16 protein-coding genes and 1 riboswitch are annotated in these 17,942 nt (G+C 69.6%); of the genes, 6 read left to right on the forward strand and 10 right to left on the reverse strand.

Features of this window, described 5'->3' with window-relative positions:
• Position 1 precedes the first annotated feature (1 nt).
• A complete protein-coding gene (gene argH / locus GQE99_RS11145) occupies positions 2-1,402 on the forward strand; it encodes an argininosuccinate lyase (RefSeq protein ID WP_161351697.1) in 1,401 nt (466 codons plus the stop codon).
• 13 nt (positions 1,403-1,415) lie between these two features.
• Here the strand turns inward: argH and GQE99_RS11150 are convergent, their stop codons facing one another.
• Positions 1,416-2,396 carry a methylenetetrahydrofolate reductase gene (locus tag GQE99_RS11150; protein WP_161351698.1) on the reverse strand — a complete coding sequence of 327 codons (981 nt, stop codon included), beginning with the start codon at positions 2,394-2,396 and terminating at the stop codon, positions 1,416-1,418.
• Positions 2,393-2,959: a methylenetetrahydrofolate reductase C-terminal domain-containing protein gene (locus GQE99_RS11155; protein WP_161351699.1), complete on the reverse strand. Its 567-nt coding sequence runs from the start codon at positions 2,957-2,959 to the stop codon at positions 2,393-2,395. The genes GQE99_RS11150 and GQE99_RS11155 overlap by 4 nt, the downstream gene beginning before the upstream one ends.
• Before the next feature lie 136 nt (positions 2,960-3,095).
• Between GQE99_RS11155 and GQE99_RS11160 the strand changes: the two genes are divergently transcribed.
• Complete coding sequence (locus tag GQE99_RS11160) at positions 3,096-3,455, forward strand: hypothetical protein (RefSeq protein WP_161351700.1); 360 nt, start codon at positions 3,096-3,098, stop codon at positions 3,453-3,455.
• 42 nt (positions 3,456-3,497) lie between these two features.
• The gene (locus tag GQE99_RS11165; protein WP_161351701.1) at positions 3,498-3,812 is read left to right on the forward strand and encodes a DUF2834 domain-containing protein; all 315 of its coding nucleotides are present in this window, start codon (positions 3,498-3,500) and stop codon (positions 3,810-3,812) included.
• 16 nt (positions 3,813-3,828) lie between these two features.
• Here GQE99_RS11165 and GQE99_RS11170 read toward each other — a convergent pair whose 3' ends face one another.
• Both GQE99_RS11170 and cobO read right to left on the reverse strand, forming a co-directional pair.
• On the reverse strand, positions 3,829-5,856 hold the full coding sequence (locus GQE99_RS11170; protein WP_161351702.1) for an NADPH-dependent 2,4-dienoyl-CoA reductase: 2,028 nt from the start codon (positions 5,854-5,856) through the stop codon (positions 3,829-3,831).
• Positions 5,857-6,089: 233 nt separating this feature from the next.
• On the reverse strand, positions 6,090-6,698 hold the full coding sequence (cobO, locus tag GQE99_RS11175; RefSeq protein ID WP_161351703.1) for a cob(I)yrinic acid a,c-diamide adenosyltransferase: 609 nt from the start codon (positions 6,696-6,698) through the stop codon (positions 6,090-6,092).
• A gap of 111 nt (positions 6,699-6,809) precedes the next feature.
• Between cobO and GQE99_RS11180 the strand changes: the two genes are divergently transcribed.
• Positions 6,810-7,103 carry a putative periplasmic lipoprotein gene (locus tag GQE99_RS11180; protein ID WP_161351704.1) on the forward strand — a complete coding sequence of 98 codons (294 nt, stop codon included), beginning with the start codon at positions 6,810-6,812 and terminating at the stop codon, positions 7,101-7,103.
• A 7-nt stretch (positions 7,104-7,110) separates the two neighbouring features.
• On the opposite strand, the gene cobN is transcribed toward GQE99_RS11180, so the two are convergent.
• The 3 genes from cobN to cobW form a co-directional block, all read right to left on the reverse strand.
• A complete protein-coding gene (gene cobN, locus GQE99_RS11185; protein WP_161351705.1) occupies positions 7,111-10,800 on the reverse strand; it encodes a cobaltochelatase subunit CobN in 3,690 nt (1,229 codons plus the stop codon).
• A gap of 61 nt (positions 10,801-10,861) precedes the next feature.
• The gene (locus tag GQE99_RS11190) at positions 10,862-11,314 is read right to left on the reverse strand and encodes a GNAT family N-acetyltransferase (RefSeq protein WP_161351706.1); all 453 of its coding nucleotides are present in this window, start codon (positions 11,312-11,314) and stop codon (positions 10,862-10,864) included.
• The gene (gene cobW / locus GQE99_RS11195) at positions 11,314-12,378 is read right to left on the reverse strand and encodes a cobalamin biosynthesis protein CobW (RefSeq protein ID WP_161351707.1); all 1,065 of its coding nucleotides are present in this window, start codon (positions 12,376-12,378) and stop codon (positions 11,314-11,316) included. Before cobW ends, GQE99_RS11190 begins: the two co-directional genes overlap by 1 nt.
• Positions 12,379-12,439: 61 nt before the next feature.
• Between cobW and GQE99_RS11200 the strand changes: the two genes are divergently transcribed.
• Complete coding sequence (locus GQE99_RS11200; RefSeq protein WP_161351708.1) at positions 12,440-12,739, forward strand: DUF1636 family protein; 300 nt, start codon at positions 12,440-12,442, stop codon at positions 12,737-12,739.
• On the opposite strand, the gene GQE99_RS11205 is transcribed toward GQE99_RS11200, so the two are convergent.
• The 3 genes from GQE99_RS11205 to GQE99_RS11215 all read right to left on the reverse strand — a co-directional run bounded on the left by GQE99_RS11205 (position 12,736) and on the right by GQE99_RS11215 (position 14,274).
• Positions 12,736-13,413 (reverse strand): CbtA family protein, encoded by a 678-nt coding sequence (locus GQE99_RS11205; RefSeq protein WP_161351709.1) that lies wholly within the window; start codon positions 13,411-13,413, stop codon positions 12,736-12,738. The two genes, GQE99_RS11200 and GQE99_RS11205, sit on opposite strands and share 4 nt — an antisense overlap.
• A 15-nt stretch (positions 13,414-13,428) precedes the next feature.
• Complete coding sequence (locus GQE99_RS11210; protein ID WP_161351710.1) at positions 13,429-13,605, reverse strand: CbtB domain-containing protein; 177 nt, start codon at positions 13,603-13,605, stop codon at positions 13,429-13,431.
• Between the two features lie 33 nt (positions 13,606-13,638).
• Positions 13,639-13,857: riboswitch (cobalamin riboswitch) on the reverse strand.
• Positions 13,858-13,875: 18 nt separating this feature from the next.
• Positions 13,876-14,274 (reverse strand): nuclear transport factor 2 family protein, encoded by a 399-nt coding sequence (locus tag GQE99_RS11215; RefSeq protein WP_161351711.1) that lies wholly within the window; start codon positions 14,272-14,274, stop codon positions 13,876-13,878.
• A gap of 154 nt (positions 14,275-14,428) precedes the next feature.
• On the opposite strand from GQE99_RS11215, the gene smc reads away from it, so the two are divergent.
• Positions 14,429-17,884 (forward strand): chromosome segregation protein SMC, encoded by a 3,456-nt coding sequence (gene smc / locus GQE99_RS11220; protein ID WP_161351712.1) that lies wholly within the window; start codon positions 14,429-14,431, stop codon positions 17,882-17,884.
• Positions 17,885-17,942 lie beyond the last annotated feature (58 nt).

Consider the following 17,942-nt stretch of genomic DNA (forward strand, 5'->3'; position numbering starts at 1 on the left):
GATGACATCAGACAACAAAAAAACCGCCAACGCCATGTGGGGGGGACGCTTCGCCGCAGGGCCCGACGCGATCATGGAAGCGATCAATGCGTCCATCGGCTACGACAAGAGGCTGGCCCCGCAGGACATCACCGGCTCGCGTGCCCATGCCGCGATGCTGGCGGCCACGGGCATCATCTCTGATAAAGATGCCGAGGCGATCCGGGAAGGGCTCCTCACGGTTCTGTCAGAAATCGAGAACGGCGAATTCCAGTTCTCCACCGCCCTCGAAGACATCCACATGAACGTGGAAGCCCGGCTGAAGGAGCTGATCGGCGAACCCGCCGGCCGGCTTCACACCGCGCGCTCGCGCAACGACCAGGTGGCCACCGATTTCCGCCTTTGGGTCCGCGACCAGGTAGATGCCGCGATCGACGGGCTCGACGCGCTGATCCGCGCCTTCCTCGACCAGGCCGAGGCGGGGGCCGACTGGGTCATGCCCGGCTTCACGCACCTGCAGACCGCGCAGCCGGTGACCTGGGGCCACCACATGATGGCCTATGTCGAGATGTTCGCCCGCGACAAGTCGCGTTTCGAGGACGCCCGCAGACGGATGAACGAGTCGCCGCTTGGCGCCGCCGCCCTGGCCGGCACCGGGTTCGCCATCGACCGGGACGCGACCGCCGAGGCGCTCGGCTTCGACCGTCCGATGGCCAACTCGCTCGACGCCGTGTCCGACCGCGACCACGCGCTGGAATTCCTGTCGAACGCGGCGATCTGCGCGGTCCACCTGAGCCGGTTCTCCGAAGAGCTGGTGATCTGGTCCTCGGCGCAGTTCCGTTTCGTGACCATGTCCGACCGCTTCTCGACCGGTTCGTCGATCATGCCGCAGAAGAAGAACCCCGACGCCGCCGAGCTGATCCGCGCCAAGATCGGCCGGATCATGGGCGCGATGGTCGCGCTCTTCACGGTGATGAAGGGCCTGCCGCTGGCCTATTCCAAGGACATGCAGGAGGACAAGGAACAGGTCTTCGACGCCGCCGACAACCTGATGCTGTCGCTCGCGGCGATGACCGGCATGGTCTCGGACCTGACCGCCAACAAGGACGCGCTGGCCGCCGCGGCCGCCTCCGGCTTCTCTACCGCCACCGACCTGGCCGACTGGCTGGTGCGCGAGCTGGGGCTGCCGTTCCGCGACGCCCACCACGTCACCGGGTCGCTCGTCGCGATGGCCGAGTCCAAGGGCTGCGACCTGCCGGACCTGTCGCTCGAAGAGATGCAGACGGTTCACGCCGGGATCACCGAGGGCGTGTTCGACGTGCTCACCGTCGACGCCAGCGTCGCCTCGCGCATCTCCTACGGCGGCACGGCGCCCGCCCGCGTGCGCGAACAGATCGCCCGCTGGCGCGCCGCCCTGGGCTGAGCCGGACGACCGCTCAGCCCGCCTTCGCCATCCGCGCGATCCCGGCCTCCCGCAGGATGTCGGCCACCAGGTGTTCGCGCCGGTAGGCCATGATGTGCACGCCCGAGACGCCCGGAATCTCGCGGATCTGCTGGATCAGCTCGACGCAGATCTTTCGCCCCTCGTCCCCCGGTTTCTCGGCCTTCTCCAGCCGCTCGATCACGCTGTCGGGGATGTGCAGGCCCGGCACGTTCGAGCGCATCCAGCGCGCCGCCTTCGCCGAGGCCAGCGGGCCGACGCCCGCGAGGATGAACACCCGCTTGCCGAGCCCCATGTCGCGCACCCGCTCCATGAACCGCTCGAAGCGCGGGATGTCGAAGATGTAGTTGGTCTGGATGAAATCCGCCCCCGCCTCGACCTTCTTGGCCAGCCGGTCCGCGCGGTAGTCGACTGGATCGACGCAGGGGTTCTCGGCCGCCCCGATGAACAGCCGCGGCGGCTTGGTGATCTTGCGCCCCGACAGGAACTGCCCGGTGTCGCGCATGGTGCGGATCAGCCGGATCAGCGACACGGAATCGAGGTCGAAGACCGGCTTCGCGCCGGGCTGATCCCCCGCCCCCACGCCGTCGCCGGTCAGGCACAGCACGTTGCGCACCCCCATCGCGGCCGCCCCCAGCACGTCGCCCTGGATGGCGATCCGGTTCCGGTCCCGGCACGAGATCTGGTAGACCGTCCCGTGCCCGGTCCGGGTGAGCAGCGAACAGATCCCGATCGACGACATGTGGCAATTGGCCCCCGACGCATCGGTCGCGTTGATCGCATCCGTGACCTCGGCCAGGGGCCGCGCCGCCTCGAACACGTCTTCCGGGTCGGCGCTGTCCGGCGGGTTCAGTTCCGACGTGACGGCGAACTCCCCGGCCCTGAGCGCACGTTCCAGAAGGCTGCCGGAGACATGGCCGTCCGGGATCGGCTCGTAGGGCCGTATCGCGTTGGGATCTTCGAAGAACTTGCTCATGATGCACCCCCCTTGCCCGGCTCCGCCGTCAGCGGGGCCGAGGTCGGCGCGCTCTCCCGCGCCTCCGGGTAGGCATCGGCCAGCGCAGTCCGGTTCGCGTCGTCACCGCCCTGGATCGCCTGGATGCGTTCACGGCTGGCGCGAAGCCAGGCCGAGCTGCCCTCGAGCGTCCGGTCCACCGGCGGCAGCACCACCCGGATCTTGTCCCCGTGCTTCATGCGCGAGGCGCCGTCCCAGGCCTCCACCCAGACACAGCGCATCTCGGGCTTCACCTCGCAGAACCCGCCCGGGCGCACCCCGCCGCAGGGGCCGTTGCGCAACTGCTTGGGGCAGTTCATCGGACAGGACATGCCGGTCGAGGACAGGACGCATTGCCCGCACATCCTGCAGTCGAACATGAGCCCTTTCACGTGCCGTTCGACGAAGGCCATCGGCCGCTCGAGCCGCCCGTAGCCGATGCGCGACAGGATGGGATCGAGCCCGACCAACACCCGCTCCAAGACCTGGTAGAGCCACTCGAACTGGCGCGACCGGCGCACGGCGAACCGTCGAAACGCATACATGCGAACCTCCCTTTGCCTTGGACCAGTCTAACGCGGATCGCGGAACATGCCGAAAAATCTTGCCGATCGACCGCCCGACGGGCGCCCGATGCGTGATTTTTCTTGCCTTGGAGCGTCTACGCGCCAAGCTGGAGACATGCTCCGTGCCGCCGCATATCTCTGCGCCGCGCTCCTCCTGTCGCTCCAGCCGGCGACGGCCCAGACCTGCACGCCGGTCGAGATGGAGGGCGACACCCGGATCGAGGGGATCGCCCCGCCCGACGGCGTGGTGTGCTACGACCTGCGCTTCCCCCAGGGCCAGAACCTGAGCCTCGAAGTGCTCGACGGCATCAACGTGTCGCTCACGGTCCCCGGCTACTACGACGCCCGCAACGAACGGCAGTTCATCGGCAACCTGCCCGGGCAGCTGGAAATCCGCGTCTTCCAGCTCATGCGCTCGGTCACCGAAGAGCCGTTCACCGTGCTCGTCCGGTTCGAGCCGCCGGGGAACGGGTGAACGATCTTGCATCCGGACCGGGCTTCGGGCCGTAATCGGGGCATGTCCAAGCTACGCCTTCTCTACCTCGCCCTCGCCGTCGTCGGTGCCATCTGGCCGATGTGGCACTTCATGACATACCTGACCTCGGACGGGGCCAGCCTTTCGGGGCTGTTCGCGCAATGGACGCAGGGGCCCGCGGTGACCGGCATGGCCATCGACCTGATGATCGCCGGGGCGACGCTCACGATCTGGATCATCGCGGAAACCGCGGTGCGCCGGAACTGGTCGGCGCTCTGGGCCATCCCCGCGGCGCTTTTCATCGGCGTGTCCTGCGGCTTCCCGCTCTACCTCTTCCTGCGCACCCGCCCCGTCTAGGGCGCGTTCGCCGGCCTCAGAGCGAGGCCGCCAACCGCGTGCCCTGGTCGATCGCGCGCTTCGCATCGAGCTCGGCGGCCACGTCCGCGCCGCCGATCACGTGCGCCGTCACGCCCCGCTCGGCCAGCGCGTCGGCCAGGCTGCGCTCGCTCACCTGGCCCGCGCAGAGCACGATGGTGTCCGCCGCGACCACGCGCGGGTCCTCGCGCCCCTCGCCGCTCGAGACATGCAGCCCCTCGGCGTCGATACGTTCGTAGTTCACGCCGCCCACCATCTCGACCCCCTTCATCCGAAGGCTCGCGCGGTGGATCCAGCCGGTCGTCTTGCCCAGCCCCTTGCCCAGCGCCTTCGCCTTGCGCTGCATGAGCGTCACGTGACGCGGCGAGGGCGCGGGATGCGGCCCCTCGGGGTCGAGCCCGCCGGCATCCTCGGCCGGGTCGGACACCCCCCATTCCTCGCGCCACAGGTCGATGTCGAGCGTCGGGCTCTTGCCCTGATGCGTCAGGAACTCGGCCACGTCGAAGCCGATGCCGCCGGCCCCCACGATCGCCACGCGCTCACCCACGGGCGCCTTGTTCAGAAGCACGTCGATGTAGGACAGGACGTTGTCGCCCCCCTGCCCCTCGATCCCCGGGTCACGCGGGTTGACCCCGGTCGCCACGATCACCTCGTCGAACCCGGCAAGATCGTCGGCCCCGGCCGCGCTGCCGAGCCGCGTCTCGATCCCCCATTTCTCGACCATCGTCTCGAACCAGGCGATCAGCCCCTGGAATTCCTCTTTGCCCGGGATCGCGGCCGCCATGTGAAGCTGGCCGCCCAGCCGGTCGGCCTTGTCGAACAGCGTCACGCGATGCCCGCGCTCGGCGGCCGTGATCGCGGCGGACAGCCCCGCGGGTCCTGCCCCGACCACGGCCACCGATTTCGGCGTCTCGGCCGGGGCGATGACAAGCTCGGTCTCGTGGCAGGCGCGCGGGTTCACGAGGCAGGAGGTCATCTTGCCCGAGAAGGTGTGGTCCAGGCAGGCCTGGTTGCAGGCGATGCAGGGCGCGATCTCCGCCCCGCGCCCCTCGGCCGCCTTCACCACGAAATCGGCATCCGCCAGGAACGGGCGCGCCATCGACACCATGTCGGCCGCGCCGCCCTCGAGCAGCTCCTCGGCCACCTCCGGCGTGTTGATCCGGTTCGAGGTGATGAGCGGCAGACCCACCTTGCCCATGAGCTTCTTCGTGACCCAGGCCCAGCCCGCGCGCGGCACGCTGGTCGCGATCGTGGGCACCCGCGCCTCGTGCCAGCCGATGCCGGTGTTGAGGATCGTGGCCCCGGCCTTCTCGATCTCCTGGGCCAGCTGCACGACTTCGTCGAAGGTGGAGCCGTTGGGCACCAGGTCGATCATCGACAGCCGGTAGATGATGATGAAATCCTCGCCCACCGCTTCGCGCACCCGCTTCACGATCTCGATCGGCAGGCGCATCCGGTTCTCGTACGAGCCGCCCCAGCGATCCTCGCGCTTGTTGGTGTGGGTAACGAGGAACTGGTTGATGAAGTAGCCCTCGGACCCCATCACCTCGACCCCGTCATACCCCGCCTCGCGTGCCCGCACCGCGGCGGTCGCGAAATCGGCGATCTGCTTCTCGATCCCCTCCTCGTCCAGCTCCCTGGGCGGAAACGGCGAGATCGGCGACTTGATCGGGCTCGCCGACACACAATCCTTTCCATAGGCATAGCGGCCCGCATGCAGGATCTGCATCGCGATCTTGCCGCCCGCCTCGTGCACCCGGTCGGTGACGATCTTGTGGTTGGCGATGTCCTCGGGCGTGTAGAGCCCGGCGGCCCCCGGAAAGACGCCCCCCTCGGGGTTGGGCGCGATACCCCCGGTCACCATCAGCGCCGCCCCGCCGCGCGCCCGCGCGGCGTAGTACTCGGCCACCCGGTTCCAGTCGCCGCGCTCCTCGAGGCCGGTGTGCATGGAACCCATCAGCACCCGGTTCTTCAGCGTGGTGAAACCGAGGTCGAGCGGGGCGAGAAGATGTGGATACTGGGTCATGGAGGCCTCCCTTCGCGCAGAGGATAGGGCGCGCGCGCGCCCTGTCACCCCCGAACGCGGCGTCAGGTCACACCGGCCCGCGCACGGACCAGGCAACCCGCGCCGGGCCCGGCCGCCGCAGGGGGCCGTCTGCCCCCTCGCGCTGCGCGCTCACCCCAGAAGGTATTTCCGAAACAGAGAAGCGGACCGCGCCCCGGACGGACCGCCGCGGGCCGCGCCCACGGCAGAAGCGTTCAGTACTCGACGCCCGCCTGGGCCTTCACGCCGGCGCGGAACGGGTGCTTGATCAGTTCCATCTCCGTCACGAGGTCGGCGATCTCGATCAGGTCGTCCTTGGCGTTGCGCCCGGTGAGGATGACGTGGGTCATGTCGGGCTTTTCCTCGACCAGGAATTCCACCACCTCGTCGATGTCGAGATAGTCGTAGCGCAGCGCGATGTTGATCTCGTCCAGCAGCACCATGCGGTTCGCCGGGTCGCGTATCAGTTCCTTCGACTTCTCCCAGGCGGCCTGCGCCATCTCGATGTCGCGCGACTTGTCCTGGGTCTCCCAGGTGAAGCCCTCGCCCATCGTGTGGAACTGGCACAGGTCGGAGAACCGGCTTTCGATCAGGTCGCGCTCGCCGGTGCCCATGCCGCCCTTGATGAACTGCACGACCGCGCAGGGCATGCCGTGGGCGATGGCGCGGAAGATCATCCCGAAGGCGGACGAGCTCTTGCCCTTGCCCTTGCCGGTATGGACGATGATCAGCCCCTTCTCCTCGGTCTTGGTGGCCATGATCTTGTCGCGCGCGGCCTTCTTCTTGGCCATCTTCTGCGCGTGGCGGTCGGTGTCTTCGCTCATCCGGGCCTCCCTGTTTGGCGGAGCGCCAGAGTGGGCCGGGGCGGCGCCGATGGCAAGGGCGCGCGGGGTCCGATTAACGGCATGTTAACCATCGGGAAGGAGGATCGGGCCATGCGCCGTCTCGTCCCCCTCGCCCTCGTGGCCCTCGCCGCCTGCAACAGCCCGAGCCCGAAGTTCATGTCCGGCGCGCAGCAGGAGGTGACGGTCGAAAGCAGCACCTTCGCGGTGTGGCGCGTGGACGACCGGGTCGAGGTGATCCGAACCTCGCGCGAATTCAGGCCGCGCCTCTCGGTCGTGCACGACCGGGCCAGGGTCGCGATCCGGCAGGCCACCGGGTGCCGGGTCTGGAAGGGCACGCTCAAGGGCGACCACGCGGTGATCGAAGCGCGGCTCGCCTGCGGCTGAGCGCCGGTCAGGCGAGCTGGTCGATGAGCGCGCGCGCGGAGTTGGACCGGGGCGTCCAGAGCCCGCGCTCCATCGCCTCGCGCAGGCGCTGCGCGATCTCGGCCAGCGCGGGGGCGTTGTGCTCGGCGATGAAGTCGCGCGTGTCCTCGTCCTCGAGGAAGGCCGCGTGGACCAGGTCGAAATGGTGGCTCTTCACCGCCCCCGTGGTGGCCGCGAAGGCGAAGAGGTAATCGACCGTCGCCGCGATCTCGAACGCGCCCTTGTAGCCGTGCCGTTTGACCCCGTCGATCCACTTGGGGTTCACCACGCGCGCGCGCACCACCCGGCCGATCTCTTCGTCCAGCGTGCGGATCACGGGGCGTTCCGGGCGGGAGTGGTCGTTGTGGAAGATCGGCCGCTCGCGCCCCTGCAGCGTCGACACCGCGGCGGCCGCGCCCCCCTCGAACTGGTAGTAATCGTCGGAGTCGAGCAGGTCGTGTTCGCGGTTGTCCTGGTTCTGCACGATCGCCTCGGTCTGGCCGAGCCGTTGTTCCAGCCCCTCCCGGTCGCGGGTTCCGGTCGCATCGGCCCCGTAGGCGTAGCCGCCCCAGTCGAGGTAGGCGTCGGCCAGGTCGCCTTTGCGCTCCCACAGCTTCTCGTCGATCATCGCCTGCAGCCCCGCGCCGTAAGCCCCGGGCTTGGAGCCATAGACCCGCGCCTGCGCCTCGCCCGCGCGGGCGCGGGCGGCGGCGGGGTTGTCCGCCTCGGGCTCATCGAGCTTCTGGACCGCGCGGGCCGCGCTGTCGACCAGCGCGATGAGCGAGGGGAAGGCGTCGCGGAAGAAGCCCGAGACGCGCAGCGTGACGTCCACGCGGGGGCGGCCGAGCGCCGTGTTGGGGATGATCTCGAACCCCGTGACGCGGCGGTTTGCGGCGTCCCAGGTCGGCTTCACCCCCATGAGCGCCAGCGCCTGCGCGATGTCGTCCCCGCCGGTGCGCATGTTGGCGGTGCCCCAGGCGGTCACCAGCATGGTGCGCGGCCAGTCGCCATGGGTCTGGAGGTACTTGTCGATCAGCAGGTTCGCGGATTTCCAGCCCAGCGCCCAGGCGGTGGGCGTGGGCACCGCGCGGCTGTCCACGGAGAAGAAGTTGCCGCCGGTGGGCAGCGTGTCGAGCCGTCCGCGCGTGGGCGCGCCGGAGGGCTTCGGGGCGACGAAACGCCCCTCGAGCGCGGTGAGAAGCCCCGCGCCTTCACCCGGACCGCAGCCGGAGACGGATGGGCGGACGGTGGTGGCGATCGCCTCCGTGACGGCGCCGCTCACCGGCCCGGGAGGGGCCACTTCGCCGTCGATGAGCCGCGCGGCGAAGGCTTCCAGCCGCTCCACCGTGTCGCCGTTCGTGCGCCAGGTGCCACCCGCGAGCGGCGCGGGACGCGGGCCCTCCCACGGGGCGGCCATGTCGCAGTCGAGCGGATCGAAAGCCATGCCGAAATCCGCCGCCAGGGCCCGGATGAGCGAAGCGTTGGCGCCCTTCCCGTCCCCGCGCGGAACGCGCACGAGCGCCTGCACGAGATCGCGTTCGAGGCGGCCTTCGGGCGACTGACCGAAAACGTGCAGCCCGTCGCGGATCTGCGCTTCCTTGAGTTCGCAGAGATAGGCGTCGAGCTTTGCGAGGTCGGTGTCCTCGTCCTCGCCCGACATCCCCACGTCGGCGTCGAGCCCGGTGGCGGCGGTGAGCGACAGGATCTCGCGCCGCAGGTGGTCGATCCGGCGGGGGTCGACGCCCGCCGCCTCGTAATACTCGTCGACCAGCGCTTCGAGGTCCTTGAGCGGCCCGTATGTCTCCGCCCGCGTCAGCGGCGGGGTCAGGTGGTCGATGATCACCGCCTGCGTGCGCCGCTTGGCCTGCGTGCCTTCGCCCGGGTCGTTCACGATGAACGGGTAGACGTGGGGCATGGGGCCCAGCACGGCCTCGGGCAGGCAGGTCTCGGACAGGGCCAGCGCCTTGCCTGGCAGCCATTCGAGGTTGCCGTGCTTGCCCATGTGGACGATGGCATTGGCCCGGTGCACGTCGCGCAGCCAGATGTAGAAAGCAAGGTAGCCGTGCGGCGGCACGAGATCGGGCGAATGGTAGCTGTCGGTCGGGTCGATGTTGTAGCCGCGCGCGGGCTGGAGGCCCACGACCACGTGGCCGAACGTCAGGACGGACAGCTTGAAGCGCCCGCAATCGACCTCGCCCGGCTCGTAGAACGGATCGGCCTCCGGCTTGCCCCAGCGCTCTTCGATGCGCCGGCGCACCTCCCACGGCAGCTGGCCGTAGGCGATCTGGTAGTCGGCCATGCTGAGCTCGACCCCGCCCGCGCGCTCCGCCCGGTCGGTGAGCCAGTTGGTCGGCCCCGCCAGGATCGCCTGCATCAGCGCATCGCTGTCCTCCGGCGCGCCGTGGACCCGGTATCCCGCGTCCGCGAGCAGGTTCAGCGCGTGGACCGTGGCGGCGGGGGTGTCCAGCCCGACACCGTTGGCGAGCCGCCCGTCCTTGTTGGGATAATTGGCCAGCACCAGCGCGACGCGGCGCTCTTCGGCCGGCGTGGCGCGCAACGTTGCCCAGTTCGCCGCCAGCCGCGCGACGAAGTCGATCCGGTCGCCCTGCGCACGGTAGGTGGCGATGGCGCATTGGGTGGCGTCGTCGTAATACGCCTCGCCCTTGAAGCTGATCGCGCGGGTCAGCACGCGGCCGTCGACCTCCGGCAGCGCCACGTTCATCGCGATGTCGCGCGCCGACAGGCCGTTGAGCCCCTCGGCCCAGGCCTCCTCGGAGCTTGCCGAGAGCACCACCTGGAACACCGGCGCGTCGTTCGCCGCCGGCATGGCGAGCGGATTGGCGGGGCTGTCGTCGCCCTGGTGCGGGCTGCCCACGGCGAAGGAGGTCGCGTTCAGGATGACGCTCGGCGGCGCCTCGGAGAACAGGTGTTCGAGCGTGGCGGTCGACACCGGGTCTTTCAGAGAAGCGACGAAGACGGGAAGCGGGTTCAGCCCCTGGCGCAGAAGTGCCTTCACCATCCGGTTGATCGGGTTCAGCCCCGCCCCCTGCACCAGGGCACGGTAGAAGACGAGCGGCACGACCGGCGCGTCCGGGGTCCATGCCTCGCGGATCGTGCCGAGGTCCGCGATCCCCGCGCCGGGCCAGTAGACGCCGGCGCGCAGGAGCGGGCTGGCCGGCGCGGGCTTTTCACCACCGTCCAGCATGGCACGCGCGTAAGCGAGGAAATTCGTCGCGTTCTGCGGCCCGCCCTCCACGAGATAGGCCCAGAGCGCGGCGTAATCCTCTTCCGTCACGGTCGAGAGCGCGGCCAGTTCGGCATCCGGCTTGTCGTCACCGGGCAGGAGCGCGAGCGGCACCCCGGCCTCGGCGAGATGCGCCGCGTATTGCTCGACCCCGTAGCGCCAGTAGCCCGTGCCGCCCAGGACCCGCGCGATGACCATACGGGAGCGTTTGGCGCAGTCGTCGATGTGAAGGTCCACCGACATCGGGTGGTTGAGATGGGTGAGGTTGGCCAGCCGCAGCGACGGCGCCCCCTCCATCTCGGCCCGCGCCGCCGACAGCGCGGCAAGCTCCGTATCGGCGGCCGAGATGAAGACCACGTCCGCCGGGGTCTGGGCGAGGTCGACGGCCTCTTTCCCGTCGTCGATCTGGCCGGGTGTGGCGGCGAGCAGGTGCATCAGGTCTGGCTTTCGTGCGGGTGGAGAGGTGGGCTTTGCGTATTTTCGGAAAGATGAAAGGTCATGTCAGCGGCTTGGACATGAACAGGCTCACGCCATCGTCGATGTAATCCCCGAAGGCGCCGGAGCGGGCGAAACCGTGGCGCTCGTAGAGGCGCACGGCAGCCTCGAGTTCCTCGCCGGTCTCGAGGTGCAGCACGGGGAGCTTTTCCTCGCGCGCCGTATCCTCGATCGCGCGCAGGAGCGCCGCGCCCACGCCCTTGCCGCGCGCGGCGTCAGAGGTGAACATCGCCTTCACCTCGCCATAGCCCGCGCGGATGGCGAGCGCGCCGACCCCCAGCACCGTGTCGCCTTCGCGCGCGGCGAAGAAACGGATGTCCGGGGCCGCCAGCGCTTCGGTCGGCAGCGCGTGGTTGTGCTCGGGCGCATAGGTCGCTGCCTGCAGCGCCTGCGCCCGGGCCAGCAGCGCGGCGGGCGCCGGGTCGAGCGGGTTGGCCGGTTCGACGATCAGCATCAGGCGCGCAGCAGGGTCTCGATGGCCGCGCGGTCGAGCCCGGCCTGTCCGATGACGACGAGCCGCGTCTGGCGCGGGTTGGCGCCGAAGGGCTGGTCGAAATAGGTGTCGACGCGGGGCCCCACCGCCTGCAGCGTGAGCCGCATCGGCTTGTTCTCCACCGCCGCGAAACCCTTGAGCCGCAGGATGCCGTGGGCGCGGATCACGTCGGCCACCTGTTCGGCGAAGGCCTTGGGGTCGCCGATCTCGCCGCGCTCGACCACGAAGCTCTCGAAGTCGTCGTGGTCGTGATCGTGGTGGTGATGGTCGTCGTGGTCCTCGTCATCGTGGTCGTGATGATGGTGATGCAGCGCGTCGCGCCCCGTCATGTCGGTCTCCGCCGCGGCCCCCTGGCCCAGCAGCACCTCGATCGGGAGCACGCCCATCGACGTCTTCACCACCTGCACGCCCTGGCGCGCTTCGCCAGACAGCTTGCCGGTCAGCGCCTCGGCCTCGTCCGCGCCGAGCAGGTCGGTCTTGTTCACCACGATCATGTCGGCGCAGGCGATCTGGTCCTCGAAGAGCTCGGAGAGCGGTGTTTCGTGGTCGAGGTTCTCGTCGGCCCGGCGCTGCGCCTCGACCGCCGCGAGGTCGGAGGCGAAGACACCCTCGGCCACCGCCTTGCCGTCCACGACCGTCACCACGCCGTCGACCGTCACGCGGGTCGAGATGTCGGGCCACTGGAACGCGCGCACCAGGGGCTGGGGCAGGGCCAGCCCGGAGGTCTCGATCACGATGTGATCGGGCGGCGTGTCGCGGTCGAGGAGCTTTTCCAGCGTCGGCACGAAATCCTCAGCCACCGTGCAGCAGATGCAGCCGTTCGACAGCTCCATCACGTCGTCCTCGGTGCAGGTCTCGTCCCCGCAGCCCTTCAGGATGTCGCCGTCGACCCCGAGGTCGCCGAATTCGTTGATGATGAGCGCGATCCGCTTGCCGTTCGCATTCTGCAGCATGTTGCGGATGAGGGTGGTCTTGCCGGCGCCGAGAAAGCCGGTGACGACCGTGGCGGGAATCTTGGCACGCATGGTGGTCTCCGTTATGGGGCGTTAGGGGCTTGTCGCCCGAAACGGCGTGGAAGGAAAGGGTATGGCGGGCCGCGTGGCTGTCTGCATCGGGTGCGACGGGGGCACCGCTCTGGCCGATGCGCTCGAGGCGCGGATGCCGGTGACACGGGCGCATTGCATGAACGCCTGCGCGCGGCCGGTCTGCCTGTCGGTGCGCGAAGAAGGCAAGGCCGCGTACCTGTTCGGGGATGTCGACCCCGCCCTCGTGGACGAGGTCGAATTGTTTCTCGAGCTTTTCGACGCGGCGAAGAAGGGCATCGTGACCGATGCCCGTCCCCTTGGTGAATTGCGCTTCAAGCTCATCGGGCGCATCCCGGCCTAGGCCTCGCGTCCGAGCATCGCGCCGGCGATCGTGCCCAGCACGACCCACCCCATCGCCGCGAAACCCAGCGAGCGGGTCGCGAATTCGGCGGCAAGCTCGGGGGCAGCGACACCGAAGTAGGTGTCGAGATGCGGCGCCCCGATCACGTGCGGCGCAAGCACCAGGATCACCCCCAGCCCGATCGCCCAAGCGCGCGGCACGAAGGCGAAGAGCCAGAGCGCCACCGCCGTCGCGAGGATCGCGAAGGTCCACCACGCCTGGCGCGGCCCGACCTCGCCCGCGATGGTGCCCGGCAGTTCGGGGGGCAGGCCGATCGCGGGGGCGAGCTGCACGGCGAGGAAGCCCGCAAGCCCCCAGACCGCGCCGCGCCGCGCGTCGACGCCGTGACCCTGGCGCATCGCCAGCGCCATGAGGCCGGTCAGGATCAGCGCATAGGCGGTATAGCTCACCACGTCGAAGGTGACCGTCATCAGGTGACGCGACCAGTCGCCGCCCAGCCCGGGCGACCCCGCCGGACTTTGCGGAGAGCTCGCGCCGAAGTGGATCCGCGCCCCGGTTTCATAGAGTTCGCCTTCCAGGATCAGCGGAATGACGAATGCGAATTGCAGCGCCGCGGCCACGAGGCCGGACGCCACCCCGGCGACCAGCGCGCCGGTGAGCAGATTTTTCAGCATGGGATCAGGCCTGCCTCAGTGGCAGGGGAACGCCATCGCGTGACGCTGATCGTGGGCCGCGTCGTGCAGCGCCGTCGCCTGCGCGTAACCGGCCGCGAAAAGCAGCACGGTGCCGAAAGCGAGAACGGCGAAGATCGCGCCCAGCCGGGAATCGCCGGCCACCGCGGTGTTACGGATCGTCTTGGTCGTCATGTGTGTCCCTCCTTTGCCCGTCTCCCCGACGGGTGGGTTGTGGTCCACATGGCAGGTCTCCTGGCTTTGCGGGTCGCTGCTTCCGCCGCCTTCCCGGACCCGGGGGTCCAGTGGCATCCGACGGTCGCTCGCCGCGTCACAGTCGCGGGGGCGGCTGCGGCTGAAGGCTCCGGTTTGGATCACCCCTCCGCATTCCCTATTCTCCCGGGGCGCTTTGCGCTCTGATCGGGAACCATGCCTGCCCGTAATGACGCTTGGGGGCCGTGCGCGTCAAGCACCATCGTCGCCGGCGGCGTCCGCGTGTCGGTCCAGGCCGAGTCGTGTTCGGTTTTCGGCCGTGTCGGCGTGCACCTCCCACAGGGTCACCAGCCCGTCGACCACCTCGGCGCGCCACAGGGCGGGACCGGCGAGCGCCGGGTCGTCCGATTCGCTGATCCCGCGGATCATCACGTGGGGCCCCGCCACCCGGATTTCGTCGAACCGGTTGCGATAGCCCGGGAAGGCTGCGAAGAAACCGCGCCAGGCGGCCAGCACCATCTCGCGGCCGGTGACGCTGTTGCCCGCCGCGTCGATGAAGGCATGGTCCGGCGCGACGTGTTCGGCCAATGCCGCAAGGTCGGCCCGGCTGATCGCGTCGTTGAAGGCGATGATGACCTCGCGCACATCCATTGGGGCAGTCTAACACGGATCGCTCCGACATGATTGTGACAATATCTTGTGGATAACCGGCGCCACCCCGCCATATCATGCGTGTTGAGATTGACTCTGCGACGCGGCGCCGGGATCATCCGTAAACCAACCGGAATCAGCCAAGGATCGCCGCGTGCGTTTCTCCCGCCTTCGACTCAACGGCTTCAAGAGCTTCGTGGACCCGACCGATCTCATCATCGCGGACGGGCTGACGGGCGTCGTGGGTCCGAACGGCTGCGGCAAGTCCAACCTGCTCGAGGCGCTGCGCTGGGTGATGGGCGAAAACCGCGCCAAGGCGATGCGCGGTGACGGGATGGAGGACGTGATCTTCGCGGGCACGTCGGCGCGCGGGGCGCGCAACTTCGCCGAGGTCGTCCTTCAGCTCGACAATTCCGACCGGCTCGCCCCCTCCGGGTTCAACGATTCCGACCTGCTGGAAGTCGTGCGCCGGATCACGCGGGACGCGGGCTCGGCCTACAAGGTCAACACCAAGGACGTGCGCGCGCGCGACGTGCAGATGCTCTTCGCCGATGCCTCCACGGGCGCGCATTCCCCGTCGCTCGTCCGGCAGGGCCAGATCGCCGAACTCATCAACGCCAAGCCCAAGAACCGCCGCCGCATCCTCGAGGAAGCCGCCGGGATCTCGGGCCTCTACCAGCGCCGGCACGAGGCAGAGCTGAAGCTCAAGGGGACCGAGACGAACCTCGCCCGGGTCGAGGACGTGGTCGAACAGCTCGCCTCGCAGCTGTCGCAGCTGGCCCGCCAGGCCAAGCAGGCCCAGCGCTACCGCGAGATCGGGACGCAGCTGCGCACCGCCGAGGGGCTTCTGCTCTACCGCCGCTGGAAAGAGGCGGACGAAGCGCGCGCGCTGGCCCAGACGCAGCTCACCGAACGGGTGCGCGCCGCCGCCTCCGCCGAAACCGCCGCGCGCACCGCCGCGAAGGCGCGGGTCGAGGCCGAGGACAAGCTGCCGCCGCTGCGCGAGGAAGAGGCCGTCGCCTCCGCCGTGCTGCAACGCCTCACCGTGTCGCGCGACCAGCTGGAAGAGCAGGAAGCGCAGGCCGCGCAGCGCATCGAAACGCTCACCGGCCGCATCGACCAGCTGACCCGCGACATGGAGCGCGAGGAATCGCTCAACCGCGACGCGGGCGAGACGATCCAGCGGCTGGAATGGGAGCGTGAAGAGCTCGCCAAGGCGTCACAGGGCCATGACGGAAGGCTCGAAACGGCGGCCGAGGAAGCGCGCGACGCCAAGCGCGTGCTGGGTGAACGCGAGGACGCGTTGAGCCAGCTGACCGAGGACGTGGCCCGGCTCGCCGCGCGCCACCAGTCCGCCCACCGGCTGCTCGAGGATTCGCAGAAGACCCTGACCAAGTCCGAGGGCGAAGCCGAACGCGCGCGCGCCGCCGTGACGCAGGCCAAGGCCTCGCTCGACGCGGCCAAGCTGGCCCAGTCCGAGGCCGACCACGCCCAGAAACAGGCCAGCGAAGCCGCCGAAGCCGCCGAAGCCGCGCTGGTCGCCGCCGACGAGGCGCGCTCGGACGCCCAGGCGCGTGAAGCCGAGGCGCGCGGTGAACGCTCCGAGGCCGAGGGCGAAGCCAACGCCCTGCGCGCCGAGGTGTCGGCGCTCGCCAAGGTGCTCGACCGCGACAAGGCCGAAGGCGGCCAGGTGCTCGACCTGGTCCAGGTGCAGAAGGGCTTCGAGGCCGCGCTCGGCGCCGCGCTCGCCGACGACCTGCGCGCCCCCGCGACCGAGGATGACGGGGCCTCCGGCTGGCGCACCCTGCCCGGCTACGATGACGCCGCCCCCCTGCCCGAAGGCGCCACGCCGCTCACCGAGGTGGTCAGCGTGCCCGACGTGCTCGCCCGCCGCATGGCCCATGTCGGGCTGGTCGACGCCACCGACGCCGCCCGCCTTCACGCGGACCTGCGCCCCGGCCAGCGGCTCGTCACACGCGAAGGCGACCTGTGGCGCTGGGACGGCTACCATGTCGCCGCCGAGGACGCGCCCTCCGCCGCCGCGCTGCGCCTGCAACAGCTCAACCGGCTCGCCGACCTGCGCGCGGATCTGGAAAGCGCCGAGGGCCGCGCCGAAGCGGCCGTGAACGCGCACGAGGCGCTGCGCGAGGAACTCGCCCGCGCGACCGAGGCCGACCGCGCCGCGCGCGACGCCCGTCGCGATGCCGACCGCGCCGTGACCGAGGCCAACCGCGCCCAGTCCAAGGCCGAGGCCGACCGCAACATCTCCGAAGGCAAGCTCGAGAACCTGACGCTGGCCGTCACCCGCCACGAGGACGAAGCCGCCGCCGCGCGCGCCCGGCTGTCCGAGGCCGACCGCGCGGTGCGCGACCTGCCCGACCTCGATGAGGCGCGGGGCGAGGTGGAGGACACCAAGCTCACCGTCGAAGCCGCCCGCATGACCATGATGGCGCGCCGGTCGGCCCATGACGAACTCAAGCGCGAGGGCGAGGCCCGGCTCAAGCGGTCGCAGGAAGTGACCAAGGAAATCTCGGGTTGGCGCCACCGGCTCGAGACCGCCGAGAAACGGATCGGCGAACTGGCCGAGCGCAAGACCGCCTCGGAAGCCGAATTGAAGGACGCCAAGGCCGCCCCCGAGGAACTGGCCGCCAAGCGCGACGAGCTGTCCCGCCAGATCACCGAGGCCGAGGCCCGCCGCGCCCGCGCGCAGGACGCGCTCTCGACTGCCGAGGGCACCCTGCGCGAAGCCCAGATGGCCGAACGCGACTCCGAACGCGAGGCCGGCGAGGCGCGCGAAGCCCGCGCCCGGGCCGAGGCACGGCTCGACGGCGCAAAGGAAACCGTCGCCTATGCCGAGGAACGCATCTCGGACGAGATGGAGACATCGCCCGACAAGCTGCTCGAAAGCCTCGACGTCGTGCCCGACGAGATGCCCTCGTCCGAGCAGATCGAAGGCGACGTGAACCGGCTCAAGCGGCAGCGCGACGCGCTCGGGGCCGTGAACCTGCGCGCCGAGGAAGACGCCAAGGAGGTCCAGACCGAGTATGACACGCTGGTCAGCGAGAAGGCCGACCTCGAAGAGGCGATCGGCAAACTGCGCAACGGCATCGCCTCGCTCAACCGCGAGGGGCGCGAGCGCCTGCTGACCGCGTTCGAAACGGTCAACTCGAACTTCTCGAACCTTTTCACCCACCTCTTCGGCGGCGGCGACGCGAACCTCGTGCTGGTGGAATCCGACGACCCGCTCGAAGCCGGGCTCGAGATCATGTGCCAGCCGCCGGGCAAGAAACTGTCGACCCTGTCGCTCCTGTCGGGCGGCGAGCAGACGCTGACCGCGCTGGCCCTGATCTTCGCGGTCTTCCTGGCCAACCCCGCGCCGATCTGTGTCCTCGACGAGGTCGACGCGCCACTCGACGACGCGAACGTCACGCGCTTCTGCGACCTGCTCGACGAGATGACGCGCCGCACCGACACACGCTTCCTCATCATCACCCACCACGCGGTCACGATGAGCCGCATGGACCGCCTGTTCGGCGTGACGATGCAGGAGCAGGGGGTGAGCCAGCTCGTGTCGGTCGACCTGAAGAAAGCCGAGGCGCTCGTCGCCTGACCCGGTTGCCCCCCGGCGATTACCCGCTAATCTGGCGTCGAAGGGCAATCAGGGAGAG

The sequence above is a fragment of the Maritimibacter harenae genome, from assembly GCF_009882975.1.
GTDB lineage: Bacteria > Pseudomonadota > Alphaproteobacteria > Rhodobacterales > Rhodobacteraceae > Maritimibacter > Maritimibacter harenae.

Excerpts from the sequence above, each read along its gene's own strand:
- argH (WP_161351697.1), top strand. The coding sequence starts at position 2 with ATGACATCAGACAACAAAAAAACCGCCAACGCCATGTGGGGGGGACGC.
- GQE99_RS11150 (WP_161351698.1), bottom strand. The coding sequence starts at position 2,396 with ATGAGCAAGTTCTTCGAAGATCCCAACGCGATACGGCCCTACGAGCCG.
- GQE99_RS11155 (WP_161351699.1), bottom strand. The coding sequence starts at position 2,959 with ATGTATGCGTTTCGACGGTTCGCCGTGCGCCGGTCGCGCCAGTTCGAG.
- GQE99_RS11160 (WP_161351700.1), top strand. The coding sequence starts at position 3,096 with ATGCTCCGTGCCGCCGCATATCTCTGCGCCGCGCTCCTCCTGTCGCTC.
- GQE99_RS11165 (WP_161351701.1), top strand. The coding sequence starts at position 3,498 with ATGTCCAAGCTACGCCTTCTCTACCTCGCCCTCGCCGTCGTCGGTGCC.
- GQE99_RS11170 (WP_161351702.1), bottom strand. The coding sequence starts at position 5,856 with ATGACCCAGTATCCACATCTTCTCGCCCCGCTCGACCTCGGTTTCACC.
- cobO (WP_161351703.1), bottom strand. The coding sequence starts at position 6,698 with ATGAGCGAAGACACCGACCGCCACGCGCAGAAGATGGCCAAGAAGAAG.
- GQE99_RS11180 (WP_161351704.1), top strand. The coding sequence starts at position 6,810 with ATGCGCCGTCTCGTCCCCCTCGCCCTCGTGGCCCTCGCCGCCTGCAAC.
- cobN (WP_161351705.1), bottom strand. The coding sequence starts at position 10,800 with ATGCACCTGCTCGCCGCCACACCCGGCCAGATCGACGACGGGAAAGAG.
- GQE99_RS11190 (WP_161351706.1), bottom strand. The coding sequence starts at position 11,314 with ATGCTGATCGTCGAACCGGCCAACCCGCTCGACCCGGCGCCCGCCGCG.
- cobW (WP_161351707.1), bottom strand. The coding sequence starts at position 12,378 with ATGCGTGCCAAGATTCCCGCCACGGTCGTCACCGGCTTTCTCGGCGCC.
- GQE99_RS11200 (WP_161351708.1), top strand. The coding sequence starts at position 12,440 with ATGGCGGGCCGCGTGGCTGTCTGCATCGGGTGCGACGGGGGCACCGCT.
- GQE99_RS11205 (WP_161351709.1), bottom strand. The coding sequence starts at position 13,413 with ATGCTGAAAAATCTGCTCACCGGCGCGCTGGTCGCCGGGGTGGCGTCC.
- GQE99_RS11210 (WP_161351710.1), bottom strand. The coding sequence starts at position 13,605 with ATGACGACCAAGACGATCCGTAACACCGCGGTGGCCGGCGATTCCCGG.
- GQE99_RS11215 (WP_161351711.1), bottom strand. The coding sequence starts at position 14,274 with ATGGATGTGCGCGAGGTCATCATCGCCTTCAACGACGCGATCAGCCGG.